The 19,314-nt window shown below is 70.7% G+C and carries 16 protein-coding genes and 1 pseudogene; 11 read left to right on the forward strand and 6 right to left on the reverse strand.

Annotation, left to right across the window (positions count from 1 at the left end):
- Positions 1-364, forward strand: a 364-nt coding sequence (locus tag ACGF5C_RS32800; RefSeq protein WP_393307974.1) for a hypothetical protein, incomplete at its 5' end; no start/stop codon positions are given.
- 114 nt (positions 365-478) lie between these two features.
- On the opposite strand, the gene ACGF5C_RS32805 is transcribed toward ACGF5C_RS32800, so the two are convergent.
- The 5 genes from ACGF5C_RS32805 to ACGF5C_RS32825 all read right to left on the reverse strand — a co-directional run bounded on the left by ACGF5C_RS32805 (position 479) and on the right by ACGF5C_RS32825 (position 3,491).
- Complete coding sequence (locus ACGF5C_RS32805) at positions 479-1,102, reverse strand: hypothetical protein (RefSeq protein WP_393307976.1); 624 nt, start codon at positions 1,100-1,102, stop codon at positions 479-481.
- A gap of 259 nt (positions 1,103-1,361) precedes the next feature.
- Positions 1,362-1,934 carry a GNAT family N-acetyltransferase gene (locus ACGF5C_RS32810; protein WP_393307978.1) on the reverse strand — a complete coding sequence of 191 codons (573 nt, stop codon included), beginning with the start codon at positions 1,932-1,934 and terminating at the stop codon, positions 1,362-1,364.
- A gap of 123 nt (positions 1,935-2,057) precedes the next feature.
- On the reverse strand, positions 2,058-2,831 hold the full coding sequence (locus ACGF5C_RS32815; RefSeq protein WP_393307979.1) for a phosphotransferase family protein: 774 nt from the start codon (positions 2,829-2,831) through the stop codon (positions 2,058-2,060).
- A 126-nt stretch (positions 2,832-2,957) separates the two neighbouring features.
- On the reverse strand, positions 2,958-3,311 hold the full coding sequence (locus ACGF5C_RS32820) for an HIT domain-containing protein (protein WP_393307981.1): 354 nt from the start codon (positions 3,309-3,311) through the stop codon (positions 2,958-2,960).
- A gap of 12 nt (positions 3,312-3,323) precedes the next feature.
- Positions 3,324-3,491: a hypothetical protein gene (locus ACGF5C_RS32825; protein WP_393307983.1), complete on the reverse strand. Its 168-nt coding sequence runs from the start codon at positions 3,489-3,491 to the stop codon at positions 3,324-3,326.
- Between ACGF5C_RS32825 and ACGF5C_RS32830 the strand changes: the two genes are divergently transcribed.
- From ACGF5C_RS32830 to ACGF5C_RS32870, 9 genes and pseudogenes are all read left to right on the forward strand, one after another.
- A complete protein-coding gene (locus ACGF5C_RS32830; protein ID WP_393307985.1) occupies positions 3,492-4,139 on the forward strand; it encodes a hypothetical protein in 648 nt (215 codons plus the stop codon). It abuts the gene before it with no gap.
- Positions 4,118-4,510 (forward strand): hypothetical protein, encoded by a 393-nt coding sequence (locus ACGF5C_RS32835; protein ID WP_393307987.1) that lies wholly within the window; start codon positions 4,118-4,120, stop codon positions 4,508-4,510. The genes ACGF5C_RS32830 and ACGF5C_RS32835 overlap by 22 nt, the downstream gene beginning before the upstream one ends.
- 342 nt (positions 4,511-4,852) lie before the next feature.
- Positions 4,853-6,487, forward strand: coding sequence for a TIGR02677 family protein (locus ACGF5C_RS32840; protein WP_393307989.1), 1,635 nt, complete (start codon positions 4,853-4,855; stop codon positions 6,485-6,487).
- On the forward strand, positions 6,484-7,731 hold the full coding sequence (locus ACGF5C_RS32845; RefSeq protein ID WP_393307991.1) for a TIGR02678 family protein: 1,248 nt from the start codon (positions 6,484-6,486) through the stop codon (positions 7,729-7,731). Before ACGF5C_RS32840 ends, ACGF5C_RS32845 begins: the two co-directional genes overlap by 4 nt.
- Complete coding sequence (locus ACGF5C_RS32850) at positions 7,728-11,864, forward strand: TIGR02680 family protein (RefSeq protein WP_393307993.1); 4,137 nt, start codon at positions 7,728-7,730, stop codon at positions 11,862-11,864. The genes ACGF5C_RS32845 and ACGF5C_RS32850 overlap by 4 nt, the downstream gene beginning before the upstream one ends.
- On the forward strand, positions 11,861-13,129 hold the full coding sequence (locus tag ACGF5C_RS32855; RefSeq protein WP_393307995.1) for a TIGR02679 family protein: 1,269 nt from the start codon (positions 11,861-11,863) through the stop codon (positions 13,127-13,129). The genes ACGF5C_RS32850 and ACGF5C_RS32855 overlap by 4 nt, the downstream gene beginning before the upstream one ends.
- A gap of 340 nt (positions 13,130-13,469) precedes the next feature.
- A pseudogene (locus ACGF5C_RS32860) lies at positions 13,470-13,802 on the forward strand (class I SAM-dependent methyltransferase); the annotation flags it as partial.
- 581 nt (positions 13,803-14,383) lie between these two features.
- Complete coding sequence (locus tag ACGF5C_RS32865; RefSeq protein ID WP_393307997.1) at positions 14,384-15,913, forward strand: alkaline phosphatase D family protein; 1,530 nt, start codon at positions 14,384-14,386, stop codon at positions 15,911-15,913.
- 49 nt (positions 15,914-15,962) lie between these two features.
- Positions 15,963-16,832, forward strand: a complete 870-nt coding sequence (locus tag ACGF5C_RS32870) for a discoidin domain-containing protein (RefSeq protein WP_393307998.1) — start codon at positions 15,963-15,965, stop codon at positions 16,830-16,832.
- 140 nt (positions 16,833-16,972) lie between these two features.
- Here the strand turns inward: ACGF5C_RS32870 and ACGF5C_RS32875 are convergent, their stop codons facing one another.
- Entirely contained in the window at positions 16,973-17,944 is a 972-nt protein-coding gene (locus tag ACGF5C_RS32875) for a 2-hydroxyacid dehydrogenase (protein ID WP_393308000.1), read from the reverse strand.
- A gap of 173 nt (positions 17,945-18,117) precedes the next feature.
- On the opposite strand from ACGF5C_RS32875, the gene ACGF5C_RS32880 reads away from it, so the two are divergent.
- The gene (locus ACGF5C_RS32880) at positions 18,118-19,218 is read left to right on the forward strand and encodes an RNA-guided endonuclease InsQ/TnpB family protein (RefSeq protein WP_393308040.1); all 1,101 of its coding nucleotides are present in this window, start codon (positions 18,118-18,120) and stop codon (positions 19,216-19,218) included.
- Positions 19,219-19,314: the final 96 nt, after the last annotated feature.

Here is a 19,314-nt window from a genome sequence, read left to right on the forward strand (position 1 = left end):
TCTCATGCTGCGTTCCGGCTGGGAACTGCCGGTGCGAACCTCCTGCTCAGGCGACGTGTGCACGTCGCAGTCGTGGGTCGACGTCGACTGGGACCGCGTCAACTGGGAACTGAAGCCGACCAGGATCGCCTGCTTCGAGGCCAACCCGGCCAACCAGGATGTCCTGATCGGGCCCGGCGACGAATGCGTACAGTCCCGCGGCGACGTCATCGAACACCAGGCCACCTACGAAGAACTACGTGAAGAGATCCAGCAACGGCGCACCCAGGCACTTGCGTTCGCCGGCGCCGCGATCGCGCTGCCACCGACCCTCGTCGAGGTGTGGTGGCGGGTCCGCCGCAGGCCGGCACCGACGGCACACTGACTCCACGCTCCCCCACCCTGATCGCGGCAGATCCGGATACGTGACCTTGGCAAATCCGCACGGCGGTGGTGGCAACAGCCGTGGCGGTGACATCCGGGTCGTGGATCAGGCCGGTCAGGCAGCCGGTTTGCTGGTGGCCGACCGGCGGCCTCCGTGGCACACGACCAACGCGTCTGCCACGATTTCAGCGTCAGCTTCTGCGACGTCCGCTGGGTACTCCGGTAGCAGGTCGTCCCAGACGACCAGCCACGACCCGTACAATTGGGCCTGCCCCTCGGGCCGAGCGAAGAACCAGACGTGCAGGTGCGCGCCACCATCTCCGATGCGGTAGACGTGGGCCCGCGAAATGTGCGGCAGCGCCTGCATGTGGCGAACGATGCGAGTGCTCAATAGCCCCAGTTCGGCGGCCAGTTCGTCAGGTAGATCCGCCATGTCGTAGTGATCGCGCGGATACAGCATGAGCACCAGCGGGACGCCCACTCCCGGAATCCGGACCAGCCGCCAGTGATCGTTGAACCAGATCCCTTCGTCCCGGTCGCGGCAAGCGTTGCAGTCCGACGGATCCTCGCCGTGCCGTGCGGGCTCCGGAAGCACCGGCGGGCGCAACGGCGCTACACGCAGTCCGTCCGGCTCGAACGGACTGATCTCCCATCCCGTCATGCGCGCCAACGGGAGCCGGCGCTCGCCGTCCGCGACGGCGACTGCGTGGTCATAGAACTCGTCCGGTCGCAAAGCCATGCGGGAAGACTAGTACGACAAGATCCCAAGTGATCGATAGCCCCGATGTAGCTGCCAGGGACCGCCCGATGGTCCCGTACTCGATGGTCCGGATGAACCCGAAGCACCCGCTCGTCGGCACGTCCGGACGTCGGCGACCGGCGCCGACATCACCCTCGGTGACGAGCGCTTCGCGGCATGAGAGTGCACTGTGCCGGCCCCTCCAACCAGCGGAACGAAGCGTTCGGAGACCGGGCGCCGTCTCGCGAGCGAGGAGGACTCAGCGGGCGGGAACCAGCTCGGACGACGGCCGCCACTCCCGCCTGATCAGCCCGTACACCCACGAGTCCGAGACCTCGCCGTTCACGACGCAGTCTTCCCGCAACGTCCCTTCACGCACGAATCCGAGCTTCTCCAGGACGTGGGCAGATGCCGCGTTGCGCGTATCGGTCTCGGCCTGGACGCGATTCAGGTCCAGCGTGTCGAATGCCCACTGCAGCAAGGCGCGCGCGGCCTCCGTCGCGTAGCCGTGGCCCCATACTGCATCGTCGAGGCAGTAGCCCAGCGACGCGCTGCGGTAGTCCGGATTCCACCGGGTCAGGCTGCACCAGCCGATGAACGCCCCGTCGGAAACACGGTCCACGGCCAGCCGCGTCCCGGTGCCTTCCTCTGCCATCTGCCGGCAAGCCGTTATGAACCGCTCGGCGCGCACACGTTCGGTCCAGGGCGGCGCGTCCCAGTAGCGCAGCACGTAGGCGCTGCTGTGCAGCGCGAAGAGGGCGTTCGCATCCGCGTCGTTGAAGGGACGCAGTCGCAGGCGAGTGGTGTGCAGCGTGGGGGTGGGCAGGGACATGAGTGCCATGTTGCCTCTCTCAGTGGGCGGGCAGAAAACGCACCCGTTCATCGGCATGATCGGACGGCACCGCAACACACGCAGATCGCGCACGGCAGTCGTGGCAGGCGGGCTCGTGCGGCCTCACATCCGGGATTTCAGCACGTCGACCTCGCAGCCTGGCGCGGCCGGGTCGAAACCGTGTTCTACCAGCCAGCGGATCGCCAGCAGGCTTCGCAATGACCACCACGCGCGGATCACGTCTAGGTCGACGTCGGTGCCGTAGCCGGCGACCACGTCGCAGAGGTGCTCCTCGTGTCCGAGCGTCAAGCTGGCGAGGTCGTACAGGGCATCGCCCTGGCCCGCCTCCGACCAGTCGACCACGCCGGTGATCTCGTCATCCTCGACGAACACATGGGCGATCTGCAGGTCGCCGTGTATGAACACCGGAGTCCACGGCCGAAGCGCAGCCTCGGCAACCCGGCGGTTGCGCGTCACCAGGTCAGCGGGAAGGACGCCGTTCGTGACGAGCCACTCGCATTCACCGTCGAGGCGGGACGCCAACTCGTCGAGGCGGCGACCGGGCCATGGCGGCAACGGCGCGTCGTGCAGCATCCGTGCGGCGGCACCGGACGCGGCCCACGCCGCCGAAGACGCGGTCGACGGCTCGCCGAGGCGGCCGAGTACCGTCCCGGGGAGGGCGGCGAGCGCGAGTACGGGCGGCTTGCGCCACAGGATCTCCGGAGTAGGGATCGGCGCCATAGTCATCGCCTCGACCTCGACATCGGTGCGGGTCTGATCAGCGTCGATTTTCAGGAACACGTCGCCGACGCGCAGGGTCGCGCGCTCGTGATGGGCGACGACGACCTCGACCTCTTCCACGTCGGCCAGTGTCGCGGAGATCACCACCGGCGTCACCGGTTTATTGCGTGCGACTGCGCGGTTGACCGCGTCTCGCTGCCAGTCGCATGGCCGACTCGCTCACATCGGCACGAGCGGACGCTGACCGGGCGCGCGGTCTGCGGCATGAGGGGAAACCCTCGACTAGCGAATGCTCTCCCCGCTGCTCACGTGCACGTGAAGGTGTTTCGAGTCCTGGTATCCACCGAGATTGGTGAGCACCCTGGCCGCCCCGTGCTCGGCCTCAACTTTGGCAGCGACAGTGGCCACCACGGCAAGGAGCTCTCGCACCAGGGGCTCGTCGGCCGTTGTAAGCGTTGTCAGAGACTTAACGTGTCGCTTCGGCACCACCACGATGTGTGTCTGCCAGAACGGACGGGTGTGGTGATAGGCGAGGACGTCGCGAGTCTCGTGGATCACGTCCAAGCCGTCGATGTTCGGCAGGGCCACATCGCAGTAGAAGTCGTCGCCCTCGTACGTCTCTTGTAGGGAAGCCATGCCGTGAGTTTGTCAAAGACCTGACCTTCGCCGCGAAGTGCCGGCACGGCTGAACATCCGCACCGACAGCCCGCGGTCATCGCCCACGAGGACATCACGATCGCCGCGCAGCCCCTCCTCGATCAGGTACCTACCACGGTCACCGAACTCCTCGACGCCGCTGACGTCGATAAGGAGCACTTGGCCGCGGTCATCCTGAGGCCAGCCCCCGCCCTGCCCGCGCTGGCGGACCGGCTCACCCAAGCCACCGGTACTACCCCCGCCCTCGTCGATCACCCTCATGCCCTCGCCGACGGAGCCCTAAGCTTCACCGCCGCCCACCAACCCGGACCTCGTGCCGCCGCCGCACGACTACCCCGCGTCCGACTCCGCGTCAGCGATCTCGCCGGCGCCCTCCTCATCGGCGCATGCTCCCTGACCCTGCTCCTGCAAGCCGTCCTCACCGCTGACATCACCAAGGTCTTCACTTCCGTGGTCGGCGCCCGCACATCCCTACCGCAACTCGGCACCGCCGGCGCGCTGGCCATGCTCACCGCCTTCGCCGTAGCGCACCTAGCGCCCACCACCTGGCTCGCCGGAACACCCACCGCATCGACATCGGAACCCACCACCGGCAGCCTCATCCGACGCGGATACCTCGCCGCCGCAGTCAGCGGGGCCATTGCCGCCTTCCTCTACGGACTCGCGACCGGCACCGCCGAACTCGACTACAACCCCTACCTCGAAGGACCCTCGGCGGCGCCCTACCGCTGGCCGCCTGCGCTGCCCTCATCGCCGTCACGGCACCACGAATCTCCACCGACGCAATGCCCACCTGGCTCGCCCTGACGCGCCCCGCCATCACGCACACAGTCACCGCCGCCGCCGGCATCTTCCTCATGCGCGCAGCACTCACCCTCACCACCCCCGTCGACCTGACCGGCATGCCCGGCCTCGCCGGCAGCCTCGGAGCAGCCCTCCTCGGCGCAGCCACCGCCCTCACCGCCAGCCACAGCCGCGTGATCCGCACCATCACCGCGCCCGGCCTGGCCATCGGCTACGCCCTCGTCTTCAGCTACGACACCAGCAGCGCCCTGATCGTCGGCTACCTCATCGCCCTCACCTGGTGGGGTCTCCGACTCACCGCCCACACCCTGCGACTCGCCTTCCCCCACGTCCGATCAACGCTGTGCCGCCTCACCGATCACGCAACCGGCTGAGAACTCGAAGGCACCCCTACGAAGCCCTCCCGCGCGGAAGCCAGCTATCGGCGTGAACGCGTTCCAGATCATGGCACGCCGGTACGTCGAGCGCCGGTTCGCCCAGTTGTCCGCCCTGCCCGAGGACGCCCGCTTGCGGGGGCTGCTCGGCATCTACGAGGACCTCACCGGCAAGGGGCCACCCCGACCCGCTGACGTTGCTGGCCAGCGTGCTGGACATTCCCGTGGACACGCTGGTCCTGCACCTGCACCTGCGCGCGGCCGGCCGCGCACCGTAGGTCAGCTGGCGACACGGTGAGTCACCAGCAGAGCCGACCTTCGACAAATGCGAGGATGGGTGCCATGCCTATCGGGACCGGTTCACCGGCGCAACCGTTCGCCCACCTCCAGGCACAGAACTCGGCGCTGTACCGGCAGATCCTGGATGCCTTTGTCCGGGCGAAGCAGCGCTTCACCGTGCACCTGCGGCCGGAGGACGTGCTGATCGAGGTCTTGTCCACGGCGCGGTCCACGACGAATGAGGTCTCCGTCAGGGCCGGGCTGTCGCTGGACACCGTGCGCACCGCCCTGGATCAGCTCGCCGAGTGGGGAAATCTGCGCGCCGACCCCGACACCGGCCGGGTCACGACGGTTGAGGACTTCCACCGGGCCCGCTACCTTTACCAGCTCACCCGGGAGGGGCACGCGGCGGAGGAGGCGATCGCCAAGTACGAGGAGGCGATCGGGCGGCGGGGCGCCCTGCAGTCGGTGGCCCTCTCCGACATCGCGGAACAGCTGCGCGGGCTGCTGGCCGTCGCCAAAGCGGCGGCAGCTGGCGAGCCACCGGACGCGGCGAAGACGCATCTGCTGTTGCTGAGCCTCGTCGACCGGTTCACTGGCCTGGCCGACAACGCGCAGGCGTTCATGGCGTCGCTGCGCCGGACGATCGACTTCTCCGACGCCGACGTCGCGGCGTTCCTGGCGTACAAGGAGCAGCTGATCGCCTACCTGGAGCGGTTCATCGCCGACCTGGCGAACCGGGGCGCCGAGATCGCGGCGCTCACCCGGCAGATCGAGGCGGTCGGCGTGACGCCGCTGCTGGAGGTGGCGGCACGCCGCGAGGCCGCCGACACCGCTCCCACCGAGGAGCACGGCAGCGCAGACGCGCGGGACGGCCTGGACCGGGACGCCTGGGACGGGCACGACGCCGCCATGCGGCAGGCCCTGGACACCTGGCGCCTGCGCTGGGCGGGGCTACGCGACTGGTTCGTCAGCGGCGACAGCAGCCGACCTGCCCAAGCACGGCTGCTGCGTACGGCGGCGATCGGCGGAATCCGGCAGTTGCTGAGCACGGTCGCCGCGATCAATGAGCGGCGGGCTGGGCGGTCGGACCGGTCGGCGGACTTCCGCCGGCTCGCCCTCTGGTTCGCCGAAGCGCCGGACGACGAGGCGGCGCACCGGCTCTGGCACACCGCGTTCGGGCTCTCCCCCGCGCGGCACCTCACCACCACGGCGGCGACCCTCGCCGCCGCTGAGGAGCGGCCGGTGCCGGCGGCCACGCCGTGGGCACAGGCGCCCCGCCTGGAGATCAGCCCTCGGTTGCGCCGTACCGGCTCCTACGAGCGGCGGGGCGCGCCGAACCGGGTGATCGACCGGTCGGAGCAGCGTCGCGTGCTCGCCGAGCGGATGCGCCGGGAGGCGGAACAGACCGCCCGCGCCCGGGCCGCGCTGGCCACCCCGGGCCCGATCCGCCTCTCCGAGCTGGCGGAGCTGGACTCCGCCGAGTTCCGGCTTTTCCTCCAGCTGCTCGGTGACGCCCTGGCCACCCGCCGGACGGACCAGTCGGAGGTGACCACCACGACGTCGGACGGCACGATGGTGGTCCGGCTGCGACGGGTCGACGCGGCCCCACCGGTGCGGGTCGTCACCCAGGACGGCGTGCTGACCGGGCCGGAGCATCTCATCGAGATCACCGATCTGATCGGGGTGGCCAGGTGAGGGGGCGCGCCGTCGCCGACGACGTCCCGGAGGCGCGGCGGCGCAGGGCCGCGCGGCTGCTGCTGGCCCGCCCGCTACTGGTGGCCGGGCTCACCGACGCGGAGACCTACCGGCTGGTCCGGGCGTACGCGGCGGACCTGCGGGAGTGGTTCGACCGGGAGACCGGCTGGCAGGTGGTGGCCGACGCCCACACGGTACGGCTGGTGAAGCTGACCGCCGACCCGTACGACGGCACGCATCCAGCGCGGGATCCGCGGTCGCGGACCCCGTTCTCCCGGCAGCGGTACGTGCTGACCTGCCTGGCGCTGGCGGCCTTGGAGCGCGCGGACGGGCAGATCACGCTGGGCCGGCTGGCCGAGGAGGTGGTGACGGGGGCCGCCGAGCCGGCGCTGGCGGCGGCCGGGTTCTCGTTCGCGCTGGACCGGCGGGAGCGGCGGGCCGACATGGTGGCCGTGGTCCGGTTGCTGCTGCACTGGGGGGTGCTGCGCCGGGTGGCCGGAGACGAGGAGGCGTACCTGGGCGCCGGCGGGGACGTCCTGTACGACGTGGACCGGCACGTGATCGCCGGCCTGCTCGCCGCGTCCCGGGGGCCGTCGATGATCGACGAGTCGACCGGTCCGGGCCGGCTCGCGGCGTTGACGCTGGAGGTCGTACCCGATGTGGACGACGCCCGGAACCGGGCGCTGCGGCAGCGGCTGACCCGGCTGCTGCTGGAGCAGCCGGTGGTCTACCACGACGAGCTCTCCGAGGCCGAGCGCGCCTACCTGACCAGCCAGCGCCACGCGCTGCTGACCCGGATCACTCAGTTCACCGGCCTGGTCGCCGAGGTGCGCGCGGAGGGGATCGCGATGGTCGATCCCGAGGACGAACTCACCGACGTGCGGATGCCCGCCGAGGGAATGCAGAGCCACCTGACCCTGCTGTTGGCGGAGCACATCGGCGCCGGTGACGGCGGGGTACGGGTCAGCGAGCTGCACCGGCGCACCCGGGAGCTGGCCGTCGAGCACCGGTCGTACTGGCGTAAGCACGCCACCGACCCGGGCGCCGAGGTGGAGTTGGTGGCCACGGCGCTGGAGGCGCTGCGCGCGCTGAAGCTGATCCGGGTCGAGCAGGGCGGGGACCCGCTCGTGCTGCCCCGACCGGCGATCGCCCGATATGCCCTGGCCGCGCCGACGATCCGCGAGCCGGCCGCCCGACGGGTGGGCACCGACAAGTCCGACCGATCGAGGGAATCCGTGCGATGACCGTATCGCTGGCCGACCAGCTGCCACTTCCGGCGAAGGAGCGCTGGCAGCCGTTGCGCGCCGGGCTGGTCGACATCTTCTACTACGACCAGGAGGAGTTCCACTTCCACAGCGGGAGCCTGCTGCTGCGAGGCAACAACGGCACCGGCAAGTCGAAGGTGCTGGCGCTGATGCTGCCGTTCCTGCTCGACGGGGACCTGGCGCCGTACCGCGTGGAGCCCGACGGTGACCCGCACAAACGGATGGAGTGGAACCTGCTGCTCGGCGGCAGGTATCCGTACCCGGAGCGGCTCGGCTACACCTGGTTGGAGTTCGGCCGCCGGGACCGCGACGGGGAGCGCTACCTCACCATCGGCTGCGGGCTGAAGGCCGTCGCCGGGCGGGGCATCGCCCGGCACTGGTTCTTCGTCACCAGCCAGCGGGTCGGCGGCGACCTGGCGCTGGTGAGCGCGACCGGCACGGCGTTGACCCGGGAGCGGCTGCGCGACGCGGTCGGGTCCGCCGGCATGGTGTACGACCGGGCGGCGGACTACCGGCGGGCCGTGGACGAGGCGCTGTTCGGGCTCGGCAGCCGGTACGACGCGTTGGTCTCCCTGCTGATCCGGCTGCGGCAGCCGCAGCTGTCGAAGCGGCCGGACGAGAAGAGCCTGTCCCGGGCGCTCACCGACGCGCTGCCGCCGCTGGACGAGAACCTGATCACCCAGGTCGCGGAGGCGTTCCGCAGCCTGGACGACGAGCGGGTGACGCTGCGGGAGTTGGCCGAGACGAAACGGGCCGCCGACGACTTCCTCACCCGCTACCGGCAGTACGCGCGGGTGGCGACGCGCCGCCGGGCCGGGCTGCTACGCCAGCAGCACAGCCGCTACGAGCAGCTCGGTCGGGAACTGTCCGAGGCGCAGCGGGCCTACGACCAGGCCGACACCGACCTGACCCGGGCGGTGGAGCGCATCGACGGGCTGACGGAGCGGTCCCGGGAGCTGACCACGCGACTGCATGCGCTGCGGGACAGCCCGGAGGCGCGTACCGCGGAGCATCTGCGCCGGCTGCGGGACATCGCCGACGAGCGGCACCAGTTCGTCGCCCGGCAGGAGGAGCGCCTGCGCGACCTGGAGGCCGACGTGGCCCGCGCCGGCCGGGCCGTGGAGGGCACGGCCCGGGAGCTGCGGCAGGCGCAGGACGCCGAGGACGCGGCGCGTGGGCAGGTCGAGCGGGACGCCGCGGCGGCGCGGCTGGCCGACCGGCACGCGACGCGGGTGGTGGCCGCGCTGCCGGTCGGGCTGGCCGAGGCGACCCGCGCCGCGGACGAACTGGTCGCCTCGCGGTCGAGTTCGCTGCGGGCGCTGGACCGCCTTCGTGACGCCGCCGGCACGGCCCGTGGTCGGGCGGACCGGGCCCGCGAGGAGGTGGACCGGCTCGACGCCGAGGTGGCGGCTGCGGACCTGCGGGTCGCGGAGGCCGAGTCGGCCGCGACCGAGGCGGGTGAGCTGCTGCTCCGGCGGACCCGGGAGCACCTCGGCGGCGTGGTTGAACTGCCGGTCGGCGACCTCGACGGCGTCCTCGCGGAACTGGAGCAGTGGGTTGGCGCGCTGGCCGGGGAGAACCCGGCGGCGCGGGAGACGACTCGCGCCGCCACGGCCGCGACGGAGGCCCTCGCCCGCGCCGACGCCGCGTTGGAGGCCGACGAACACGAGGTCCGCGACGGTCTGGAACGGGCCGAGGCGGAGCTGCGCCGGCTGGAGGCAGGAACGCATCAGCCGCCGCCCGCACCGCACACGCGCGCCGACGAGGCACGCCGGGACCGGCCGGGCGCGCCGCTGTGGCGGGTGGTGGACTTTGCCCCAGAGGTGCCGGCGTCGGATCGGGCCGGCATCGAGGCGGCCCTGGAGGCGGCCGGCATTCTCGACGCGTGGCTCGACCCCGACGGGGCGCTGCGCGACCCGGTCAGCGGGGACACCGTGCTGCGGCCCGGCGGGGCGGTGACGGCGAACCTGGCCAAGCTGCTCCGCCCGGCGGTCGACCGGGCGGACCCGGCCTGCGCGGCGCTGTCGGACGAAGCCGTCGCCGGTGTGCTCGCCGCGATCGGCTTCGGTGCCGGCTCGGCGGTGGCCTGGGTCGACGCGACCGGCGCGTTCGGCAACGGGGTTCTCGCCGGGCGGTGGGCCAAGCCGGCGGCGGAGCACATCGGCGACAGCGCCCGGGAGGCGTCCCGCCGGGCGCGGATCAACCAGCTGCGGCGGGAAGGCGAGGAGCTGTCGGCGCGGCTCGCGGGGGTCGCGGGCCAGCGCGGCGAGCTGCGCCAGCGGCGGGAGCGGGTCGTCGCCGAGGCGCGGGCGCTGCCGTCGGACCAGCCGCTGCGGGAGGCCCACACCCAGGTACGTGGCGCGTACGAGACGCGCCGCGGCATCGTCGACCGGCGGGACGAGGTGGGCGCGGCGCTCGGCCGGCGGCTCGCCGAGGCGGCGACCGCGCTGGCCGAGGCGACCGAGTTCGCCGGGGACGTCGACCTACCGTACGACGTCGAGGAGCTGGCCGCGGTGCGGGACGGGCTGCAGTCGTACCGGGTGGCCCTGGCCGCCTGGTGGCCAACCGTGACGGGCGTGGGTGCGGCGCGTGCCCGTCGGGACGAGGCGGCCCGGCTGCACTCCGAACGGCTGGAGCGGCTGGCGCCGGCGGCGGCCGAGGCGGCCGAGGCGCGGGACGCGGCGCGGGCGGCCCGGGTGGAGTTCGAGACGCTGGACGCCACCGCCGGCGCGTCCGTGGCGGACCTGCAGCGCCGCATCGCGGAGGCGACAGGGCTGCTGAGGGGCTGCGAGCGCGACCGTGAGGAGGCCCGGGGGCAGGAGGCGGCGGCCCGGGACGCCCGGGGTGACGCCGGCGGGCGGCGCAGCCGGCTGCAACAGGAGCTACAGGCGGCGACCGGGGACCGGGACGCCGCCGTCGAGGGGCTGCGCACCTTCGCCGGCACCGGCCTGGTCGACCTGGCCTGCCCCGACCTCGAGGTGCCGGATGTGGCGCAGTCGTGGGCGACGACCCCGGCGGTGGCGCTGGCCCGGGCCGTCGAGCGGGAACTGGCCGACACCGACGACGACGACCGCCGCTGGGACCGGCTGCAGCAGCAGGTCAGCATGGATGTGAAGGCGCTGACCGACGGCCTTTCCCGGCAGGGTCACCAGGTGGTGGCGACCATCCGGGAAGAGACGATGGTCGTCGAGGTCAGCTTCCAGGGGCGGACGCGAACGGTCGCCGACCTGGCCGCCGCGCTGGTCGACGAGATCGACGAGCGGCAGCGGATGCTCTCCGCGCACGAGCGGGAGGTGCTGGAGACGCACCTGGTCAACGAGGTGGCCGGGGCGCTGCAGGAGCTGATCGTCGGCGCCGAGCGGCAGGTCGCGGGAATGAACGACGAGCTGGAGGCCCGACCCACCTCGACCGGCATGCGACTGCGGCTGCTGTGGCGGCCGACCCGCGACGCCCCGGCCGGGCTGGCCGAGCTGCGCGCCAAGCAGTTGCGGCAGAGCACGGACGTCTGGAACGACAAGGACCGCCGCGCCGTGGGCGCCTTCCTGCAGGAGCAGATCGACCGGGAACGGCTGCGCGACGACGCGGCGACCTGGTCGGAGCAGCTCACCCGCGCGCTGGACTACCGGGCGTGGCACGAGTTCACGATCCAGCGGCACCAGGACGGGCAGTGGCGCCCAGCGACCGGGCCCGCGTCCGGCGGTGAGCGGGTGCTGGCGGCGAGCGTTCCGCTGTTCGCCGCCGCGTCGTCCTACTACGGGTCGGCAGGCAACCCGTTCGCGCCGCGGCTGATCGCGCTGGACGAGGCGTTCGCGGGGGTGGACGACGACTCCCGGGCGAAGTGTCTCGGCCTGCTGGCCACTTTCGACCTCGACGTGGTGATGACCAGCGAGCGGGAGTGGGGCTGTTATCCGCAGGTGCCCGGCCTCGGGGTCGCCCACCTTGCCCGGCACGACGGCATCGACGCGGTGTTGGTCACCCCGTGGCGCTGGGACGGACGCGAACGGCACCTGTTGTCCACGCCGGAGCGGCGGGCGCCACGGCAGCGGAACCCACAGCCGGACGAGCATCATCCCGAGCCGGGGACGACCCCGGGCCTGTGGGATGTGCCGTGACCGATCTGGAACGGCTGCGCCGGCAGCTCGGCGGGGCGGAGACCGAAAGGCTGTTCCAGCGGTTACGCCGCCGCATCGCCCGGGGACAGCCGCTGACCGGCGCCCTGACCTTGCCCGGGCCGAGCCCGGACGAGCGGCGGGCGGTGGAGCGGGTCCTGGGACGCCCGCCCGGTCGCGGCAGCACCCTGACCATCAACCTCGACGAGCTGGATCGGATCATCCGCCGCAGTGGAATGCACCCCGACGGCTTAGCCGGAGCGGTCGAGGCGCTGACCGGAGCCGTCGCGGTGCTTGCCCAGGTGCGGGCCGCCGAGGCCACCGCCTGGCAGGCCTCCCTGGCACCACTCGCCGCGCTCGGCGGCGTGCGCGCCGAACTGGCCGAATGGTGCGCCGCCTCGAGCACGGCCGCGCTGCTGCGGCGGCTGGCCGGTACGCCGCCGGCGGCGGCGCGGCTCGTGGCCGACCTGGTTGCCGTCCTCGCCGCGCTGCCGGCGGACGGGGAACCGCTGGCCCGGATCGCGGCCCGCACCACCGGCGACGCGCACGCGCTTGACGCCGGCCGGGCGTTGGAGACAGTGGCCCGCTCTGCCGTCCGGGCCACCTGGTGGGGGGACGCGCCACTGCCCGAGTCGGCGGCCGAGCAACGCCGGATGCTCTGGTACGCCGCCGGGGTGCTCCTCGACGATCTCTCCTCGACCGTGCTCGCCGTCAACCTGCCCACGATCCCCGGATGCCGGCTGCACGACCTTGTCGCCCCCGCCGTCGCGCTCGGGGAGCCGGTCGTCGTGACCCTGCGCCAGCTCGCTCGCGGGGAGCCCCGGTTCGCTGCCCGGACCGTGTACGTCTGCGAGAACCCCACTGTGCTGGCCGCCGCGGCCGACCAGCTCGGTACGGCGTGCCCGCCGTTGGCCTGTGTCGGCGGCCAGCCCAGCACCGCGGCGCTGCGCCTGCTGGCCAACCTGGTCCAGTCCGGCGCCCGCCTGCGGTATCACGGCGACTTCGACTGGGGTGGCCTGCGGATCGCCAACCTGCTGCACGGCAGGGTGCCCTGGCAGCCGTGGCGCTACGGAACCGCCGACTACCTGGCCGGCGTCGCGGCCCGCACCGCCGGACCGAGTACGGGAGGGTCGCTGAGTGGCACGCCGACCGACGCGGCCTGGGATCCGGGACTCGCTGCGGCGATGCTCGCGGCCGGGGTCCGAGTCGAGGAGGAACTGGTGCTCGACAAACTGATCGCCGATTTGTCGGCGGCGACGGGACATTGAGATCGCCGCTGTCGGCCTGCGGGGCGTCTCGCCGCTGGGCTGCTCCAAGGCGCCAGCCGGCGCGGGTTTGAGCCGCCCAGGCGCAATGGCTGGCGGTGCCACTCGGCGGTCGACTCCTGCCCGACGGTGGTTTCCGTCGTCGTCTGGTGCCTCGCAGCCAGACCGGATCGCCGCAGGTGCCGTCATGACCCGAGATTCCTTCGGCCTGGTCGGCATTTCCTCATGTGATGCCACCAAAGCGTTCGGCGCGGCCTGGTCCGCAGTTGTGGGCGGGGCAGCCGCGGTGACGGCCGCAGGAGACGTGCGTGCGGGCGTTGTGCTCGCGTGCGCGGTGGTGTTGATGGCGTACGGCGGCGCCCCGTACGGGCGGTGCCGACACAATGGTCGGCACCGGCGGGCCGCCGGCCTCCACATCGATCAGGGTCGGGCCCGCGCCGAGGTATCGATTGTTGCTCGCCAGCGTGCTGGGAATTCCCGTGGAGGCGCAGCGTCGTGTGTGGCTGCCGCCGCGGAGAGCCTCCCGTTCGAGGACCAGTCCTTCGACGCGGCGATGGCTGTGTCCACCGTTCACCAGTGGCGGGACCCGATCGCCGGGTTGCGCGAGATGCGGCGCGTGGCCCGCCACGTGGTGGTGTGCACGCACGACGCCAGTGACACCGGATGGCGCCGCCGGAAGCGTACGCGCGGACCCGCATTTGACGTCCTCTCCGCCCTAAAGGACGGAGATTGCCTCCACGCTGCGCGTGCAACGCGCGGCCCTACCGCCCGATCCCCGGTCTGCCTTGACGGTGGGCGGAATCGGGGGTGATGACCGGCTCACTGCATTGCCGCATCGGCCGTATCGCCAGCCCCCGGAAACGACCCGTTCCGGCTTGGCAAGGAGTGGCCCGGCGGCGTCGGCAGGCGGATGACCTTGGCAAATACTCCATCGAGCTTGACAGATTCCAGCCCCCTCTGCCATGTTAAACCAACGCGAAATCCCGAGCGTTTCTTCTGTATATCGAACAATCGCCACTGCTGACAGTGCAGCGTCCCGCTCGACGGGCCTGCGGTCCAACGCGCGTGCCAACCGGGTTGCGCATTCCCCCCTCGGCTCCGTGGCTGAGGCGGCTTCATGGTTCCAGAAGCCAGACGCAGAGGGTTCACGATCCCGATGATGGGAGACCAGAGTTGAGACGCGACGGCGCAAGCTCCGAGTTGTCCCCTACCGAGAAGCTGCTCGCGGCGAAGTGGGCACGGCGGCGGTTCTTGACGGTGACGGGCGCTGCGGCGGGCCTGGCGCTCGCCGCAGGCGCACCCGTCGCCGCGACGCCCACCGCCCCGCGCACCCGCGGCTACCCGTTCACGCTCGGGGTCGCCTCGGGCGACCCCCTGCCTGACGGCGTGGTGATCTGGACCCGTCTGGCGCCCGAGCCCTTGGAGCCGTTCGGCGGCATGGAGTACGGCAAGAAGGTCCTGGTGCGATGGGAGGTTGCCGATGACGAGGCGTTCCGCCGGGTGGTACGGCACGGCACCACGTTCGCGCTCTCCGAGTACGCGCACGCCGTCCACGTTGACGTACGGGGTCTGCGTCCATCGGCCGAGTACTTCTACCGCTTCATGGCGGGCTCGGACATCTCCCCCGTAGGCCGGACCAAGACGGCACCGGCGCTGGGGGCAGGGGTGTCAGCCTTGAACTTCGCCTTCGTCTCCTGTCAGCATCGCGTTGTCGGCTACTACACGCCATACCAGCACATGGTGCAGGAGGACCTCGATGTGGTCTTCCACCTGGGCGACTACATCTACGAGGGCGGCGACCAGGGCACGCTCGGTCGGGGACACTTCCCCGCCCGGACCCTCGCGACGCTGGACGATTTCCGGTTCCGATTCGCGCAGTACAAGACAGACCCGGACCTGCAGGCGGCCCATGCCGCGTTCCCGTGGATCGTGACCCTTGACGACCACGAAGTGCTCAGCAACTGGGCATCCAAGTACTCGTTCTATTACCCACAGGAGAGCTTCGAGCAGTTCCTGGTGCGTCGGGCCAACGCCTTTCGCGCGTACTGGGAGCACATGCCGCTGCGGCTCGCGCAACTGCCCCAGGGGCCGGACATGCCCCTGTACCGCCGCTTCGCCTTCGGCAACCTGGCCGAGTTCAGTGTCCTCGACACCCGCCAGTACCGCGACAACCAGCTCTACAACGACGGCACCGCGCCGCCGGATGCGCTGACCCGGGACCCCAGCCGCCAGATGATCGGCGCTCAGCAGGAGCAGTGGCTGTTCGACGGGCTCACCAACTCCGGCGCCACCTGGAACGTCCTCGCCCAACAGGTCTTCTTCTCTCAGCTCGACCTGGACCCCAACGACGCCGGAGAGCGGTACGTCATGGACGCGTGGGACGGCTACGAGGCGCAACGCAACCGGATCGTGGACTTCTTCCACGACCGAAACATCGCCAACCCCGTCGTACTCACCGGCGACGTGCACGCCAACAACGCCTGCGAGATCAAGAAGAACTTTGACGACTCGGACTCCGCCACCGTCGGCGTCGAGCTCGTGGGCACCTCCATCAGCAGCTCTGGGGACGGCGCCGACACCGATCCGGGCCGGGACGCCCTGGCGAGCCAGCTCCCGCACATCAAGTACTACAACGTCCAGCGCGGTTACGTCCGCTGCCAGGTCACGCCCGAGCAGTGGCGCACCGACTTCAAGGTGGTCCCCTACGTCAGCCGTCCCGGGGCACCCATCCGCACCGACGCCACCCTCGTCACGGAAAACGGGCGACCGGGGCTGGAGTTCGGATAACGGTGCCCCAGCGCCGTGCCTTGTTCCAGGAGCGAGGGAGGGAAGAACAATGTTCCGTGCATCCACGAACACCAGAAGACGCGTCGCGGCGGCCGTGCTCGTCGTAGCCCCGCTGGTCGCGGTCACGTCCAGCGGCCAGATCGCCACGGCGAGGACCGAAACCCAGAGGGAGCCCAACGTCGCGATCTCGGCGTCGCCGCAGCGGCTCGACCTGCTACCGCGCCCGTGTATTCCGACGCTGCTGACCGTCGGATTCCACAACCGATCCGGCCAGTCGGCCTATGCCACCGCCTTCATTCGCACCATGTCGCCGGTGCGGGTGTCGGATGAGGTCGTCACCACATACGTCCCCCCGGATTACGCCGCCACCGCGCCGGTCGAGGTCCGCGTACCCGGTGACACGCCACCGGGCGAGTACCCAATCCACCTGGACGCGGGACGCAAGCGGGTCACCGTCCCGGTCGTCGTGTCGGCGGAGCCCGACGACCCCAACCGTAACCTCGCCCTCGGCCAAGAAACCACCGCCTCGTCCACGGGTGGCGTGTTGGACCCCTGCGGCGCAGTCGACGGCAACCGCACCTACACCTTGCTCGGCTACAACCGGCCTGCGACGGCCTGGGCCGACGCCACCCCGAGCGGCTTTCCAGACCAGGTCCAGACCACCCTCGCCAAACCAGCACAGATCGGTAGGGTCGACCTCTACACGCACGCGGACCGGCGGTTCGCCCTCCGGGACTGGGACGTCCAGGCCCTGACGGAAGCGGGCTGGCAAACGGTGGCGCAGGTGCGGGGACACACCGCTGGCCGCTACAGCTCAAGCTTCACGCCGGTCACCGCCAGCGCCGTCCGCATCAACATGCTGGCCACCAACGGCTACGCGTACTCCACTCTGGTCGAGTTGGAGATCTACCAACAATAGGTACGCGACGTCGTGGCGGCCCGGCCGTACGAGTCGACACTCGCCCCGGCGGTGTCGCGGGATCGTCCTGGTTGGATGGTGTCGGCTAAGCGCCGTCGGCACCTGCCTATCCGTCGGCGGCTGCAGGTGATTATGTCCGTTCAGTTGAGCGCCTCCGGATTGGCGCAGAAACGCAACGGCTCCCCCCGCAGGTACCGCCCGACCTCACCAGCGGCTATCCGAGCGGCGGTTGCAGCGGTCTGCCTACTCGCTCCGGCGAGGTGTGGGGTCATGACCATGTTGTGCGCCGCAAGCAAGCGGGACCCGGCAGGGATGGGTTCCTGCGGAAAGACGTCGAATGCGGCACCGTAGAGGTGCCTGCTGTCGAGTGCGTCGCAGACGGCGTCGTAATCGAGGAGCGCCCCGCGGGCACAGTTGACGATGACCGATCCCCGTGGCATCAGGGCCAGCTGTGCGGCCCCGATCATCCTGGTGGTCTCCGATGTGACCCGGGCGTGCAACGACACTATGTGGGACCGGGACAGCAGGTCGTCGAGCGTTGTCAGCTCGGCGACGTCGCCAAGGTGTTGCTGGTTGACGTAGGGGTCGTGGACGAGAATGTGGGTGCCGAAGCCGCGCAGTATCCGGGCGACGCGACTTCCGACGGCGCCGAACCCGACCAGTCCGACCGTGCTGCCGTTCAACTCCGGTCCGACGCTGTCGTACCGGTAGTAGTCGCCGCGCCAGAGGCCACCGGTCAGGTCCGTGTGGCTCGATGCTATCCGCCGGGTGGCGGCAAGGATCATGGCGACTGTGTGCTCGGCCGTGGCGGCGGCGTTCCGCCCAGGGGCGGAACAGACCGGGATCTTCCGCTCGGTGGCGGCCTGAAGGTTCACGTTCACCGGACCGCCTCTGGTGACGCACACCAGTTTCAAGTCGGGCGCGGCGTGCAGCACCCTTCTGGTCAGCGGTGCCATCTGCGTCACGCAGATCTGGACGCCGTTGAGCGCCTCGATCAGGTCGTCCTCGTCGCCGGAGGCTTCGTCAACCTCCCCGACAGGTCCGAACGGCTCGACCGGCCACGGCAGCGACAGCTGCCGTATTTCTATGCCGTCGGGCATCTCGGCGTGCACCGCGTCGACCAGCAGGTGGTTGAGGACGAAGTGATCGCCGGCGGTGAGCAGTCGAATGGTCATCAGAGTTGCGGCGTGGAAACCCGGCCGTTCAGGGCCGGGAGGAAACGCCGCTCCCTCCCCTCAAGACTGTTGTAACACAATGGACTGATAGAATGTGAAATGTGGGCGGGATGATGAAGCGGGCATACAAGTACCGCTTCTATCCCACCCCCGAGCAGGCCGAACAACTCCACCGCACCTTCGGGTGCGTGCGCCTGGTCTACAACAAAGCCCTCGAGATGCGGACCCGCGCATACGCCACCCAACGCCGCTCGATCAGCTACGCGGAATCGTCGGCGGCCCTGACCGAATGGAAACGCGGCGCCGAACTGGCATTCCTCAACGAGGTGTCCAGCGTTCCGCTGCAACAAGCGTTGCGGCATCTGCACGCCGCCTACGCGGCGTTTTTCGCCAAACGCGCCGGGTACCCCCGTTTCAAGTCCAAGAAGAAGTCGCGGGCCAGCGCCGAGTACACCCGGTCGGCGTTCCGCTGGCGGGACGGGAAACTGACTCTCGCAAAGATGGACGCCCCGCTGGACATTGTGTGGTCGCGTCCGCTGCCCGACGGCGTCGTACCGTCCACCGTCACCGTGTCCCGAGACGCGGCCGGCCGCTGGTACGTGTCCCTGCTCGTCGAGGACCCGACCGTCCAGCCGCTTCCACCGGTGGATACGGCGGTCGGCGTCGACGCGGGGCTGACCAGCCTGGTGACCTTGTCCACCGGGGAGAAGGTCACCAACCCCCGTCACGAGCAGGCCGACCGGCGGAAACTCGCCAAAGCCCAGCGGGACCTGGCCCGCAAGGAGAAAGGCTCGGCCAACCGGGCCAAAGCCCGACTCAAGGTCACCAGGATTCACGCCCGGATCGCCGACCGGCGACGGGACCACCTGCACAAACTGTCGACTCGACTCGTCCGCGAGAACCAAACGGTCGTGATCGAAGACCTGACTGTGCGCAACCTGCTGCGCAACCACCGGCTCGCCCGCGCCATCTCCAACGCGGCATGGTCGCAGTTGCGGGCCATGCTGGAGTACAAGGCCGCCTGGTACGGGCGCACCCTGGTGACGGTGGACCGCTGGTTCCCGTCGTCCAAGCTGTGCTCGGACTGCGGGCAACTGACCGAATCCCTGCCGCTGAACATCCGTACGTGGCAATGCCCATGCGGTGCGACCCATGACCGGGACATCAACGCAGCGAGAAACCTCCTGGCCGCCGGGCTGGCGGACAGGTAAAACGCCTGTGGAGCTGATGTAAGACCTCAACGGACTCCCTCCGGGCGGGCAGTCGGCGACGAAGCAGGAAACCCCACGGGCAACCGGGGGAATCCC

The sequence above is a fragment of the Micromonospora sp. NPDC047620 genome (assembly GCF_043205005.1).
Lineage (GTDB): Bacteria > Actinomycetota > Actinomycetes > Mycobacteriales > Micromonosporaceae > Micromonospora.

Bases quoted from the DNA above. Each gene is read 5' to 3' on its own strand.
- ACGF5C_RS32805 (WP_393307976.1), bottom strand. From the start codon at position 1,102: ATGGCTTTGCGACCGGACGAGTTCTATGACCACGCAGTCGCCGTCGCG.
- ACGF5C_RS32810 (WP_393307978.1), bottom strand. From the start codon at position 1,934: ATGTCCCTGCCCACCCCCACGCTGCACACCACTCGCCTGCGACTGCGT.
- ACGF5C_RS32820 (WP_393307981.1), bottom strand. From the start codon at position 3,311: ATGGCTTCCCTACAAGAGACGTACGAGGGCGACGACTTCTACTGCGAT.
- ACGF5C_RS32835 (WP_393307987.1), top strand. From the start codon at position 4,118: ATGCCCACCTGGCTCGCCCTGACGCGCCCCGCCATCACGCACACAGTC.
- ACGF5C_RS32840 (WP_393307989.1), top strand. From the start codon at position 4,853: ATGCCTATCGGGACCGGTTCACCGGCGCAACCGTTCGCCCACCTCCAG.
- ACGF5C_RS32850 (WP_393307993.1), top strand. From the start codon at position 7,728: ATGACCGTATCGCTGGCCGACCAGCTGCCACTTCCGGCGAAGGAGCGC.
- ACGF5C_RS32870 (WP_393307998.1), top strand. From the start codon at position 15,963: ATGTTCCGTGCATCCACGAACACCAGAAGACGCGTCGCGGCGGCCGTG.
- ACGF5C_RS32880 (WP_393308040.1), top strand. From the start codon at position 18,118: ATGATGAAGCGGGCATACAAGTACCGCTTCTATCCCACCCCCGAGCAG.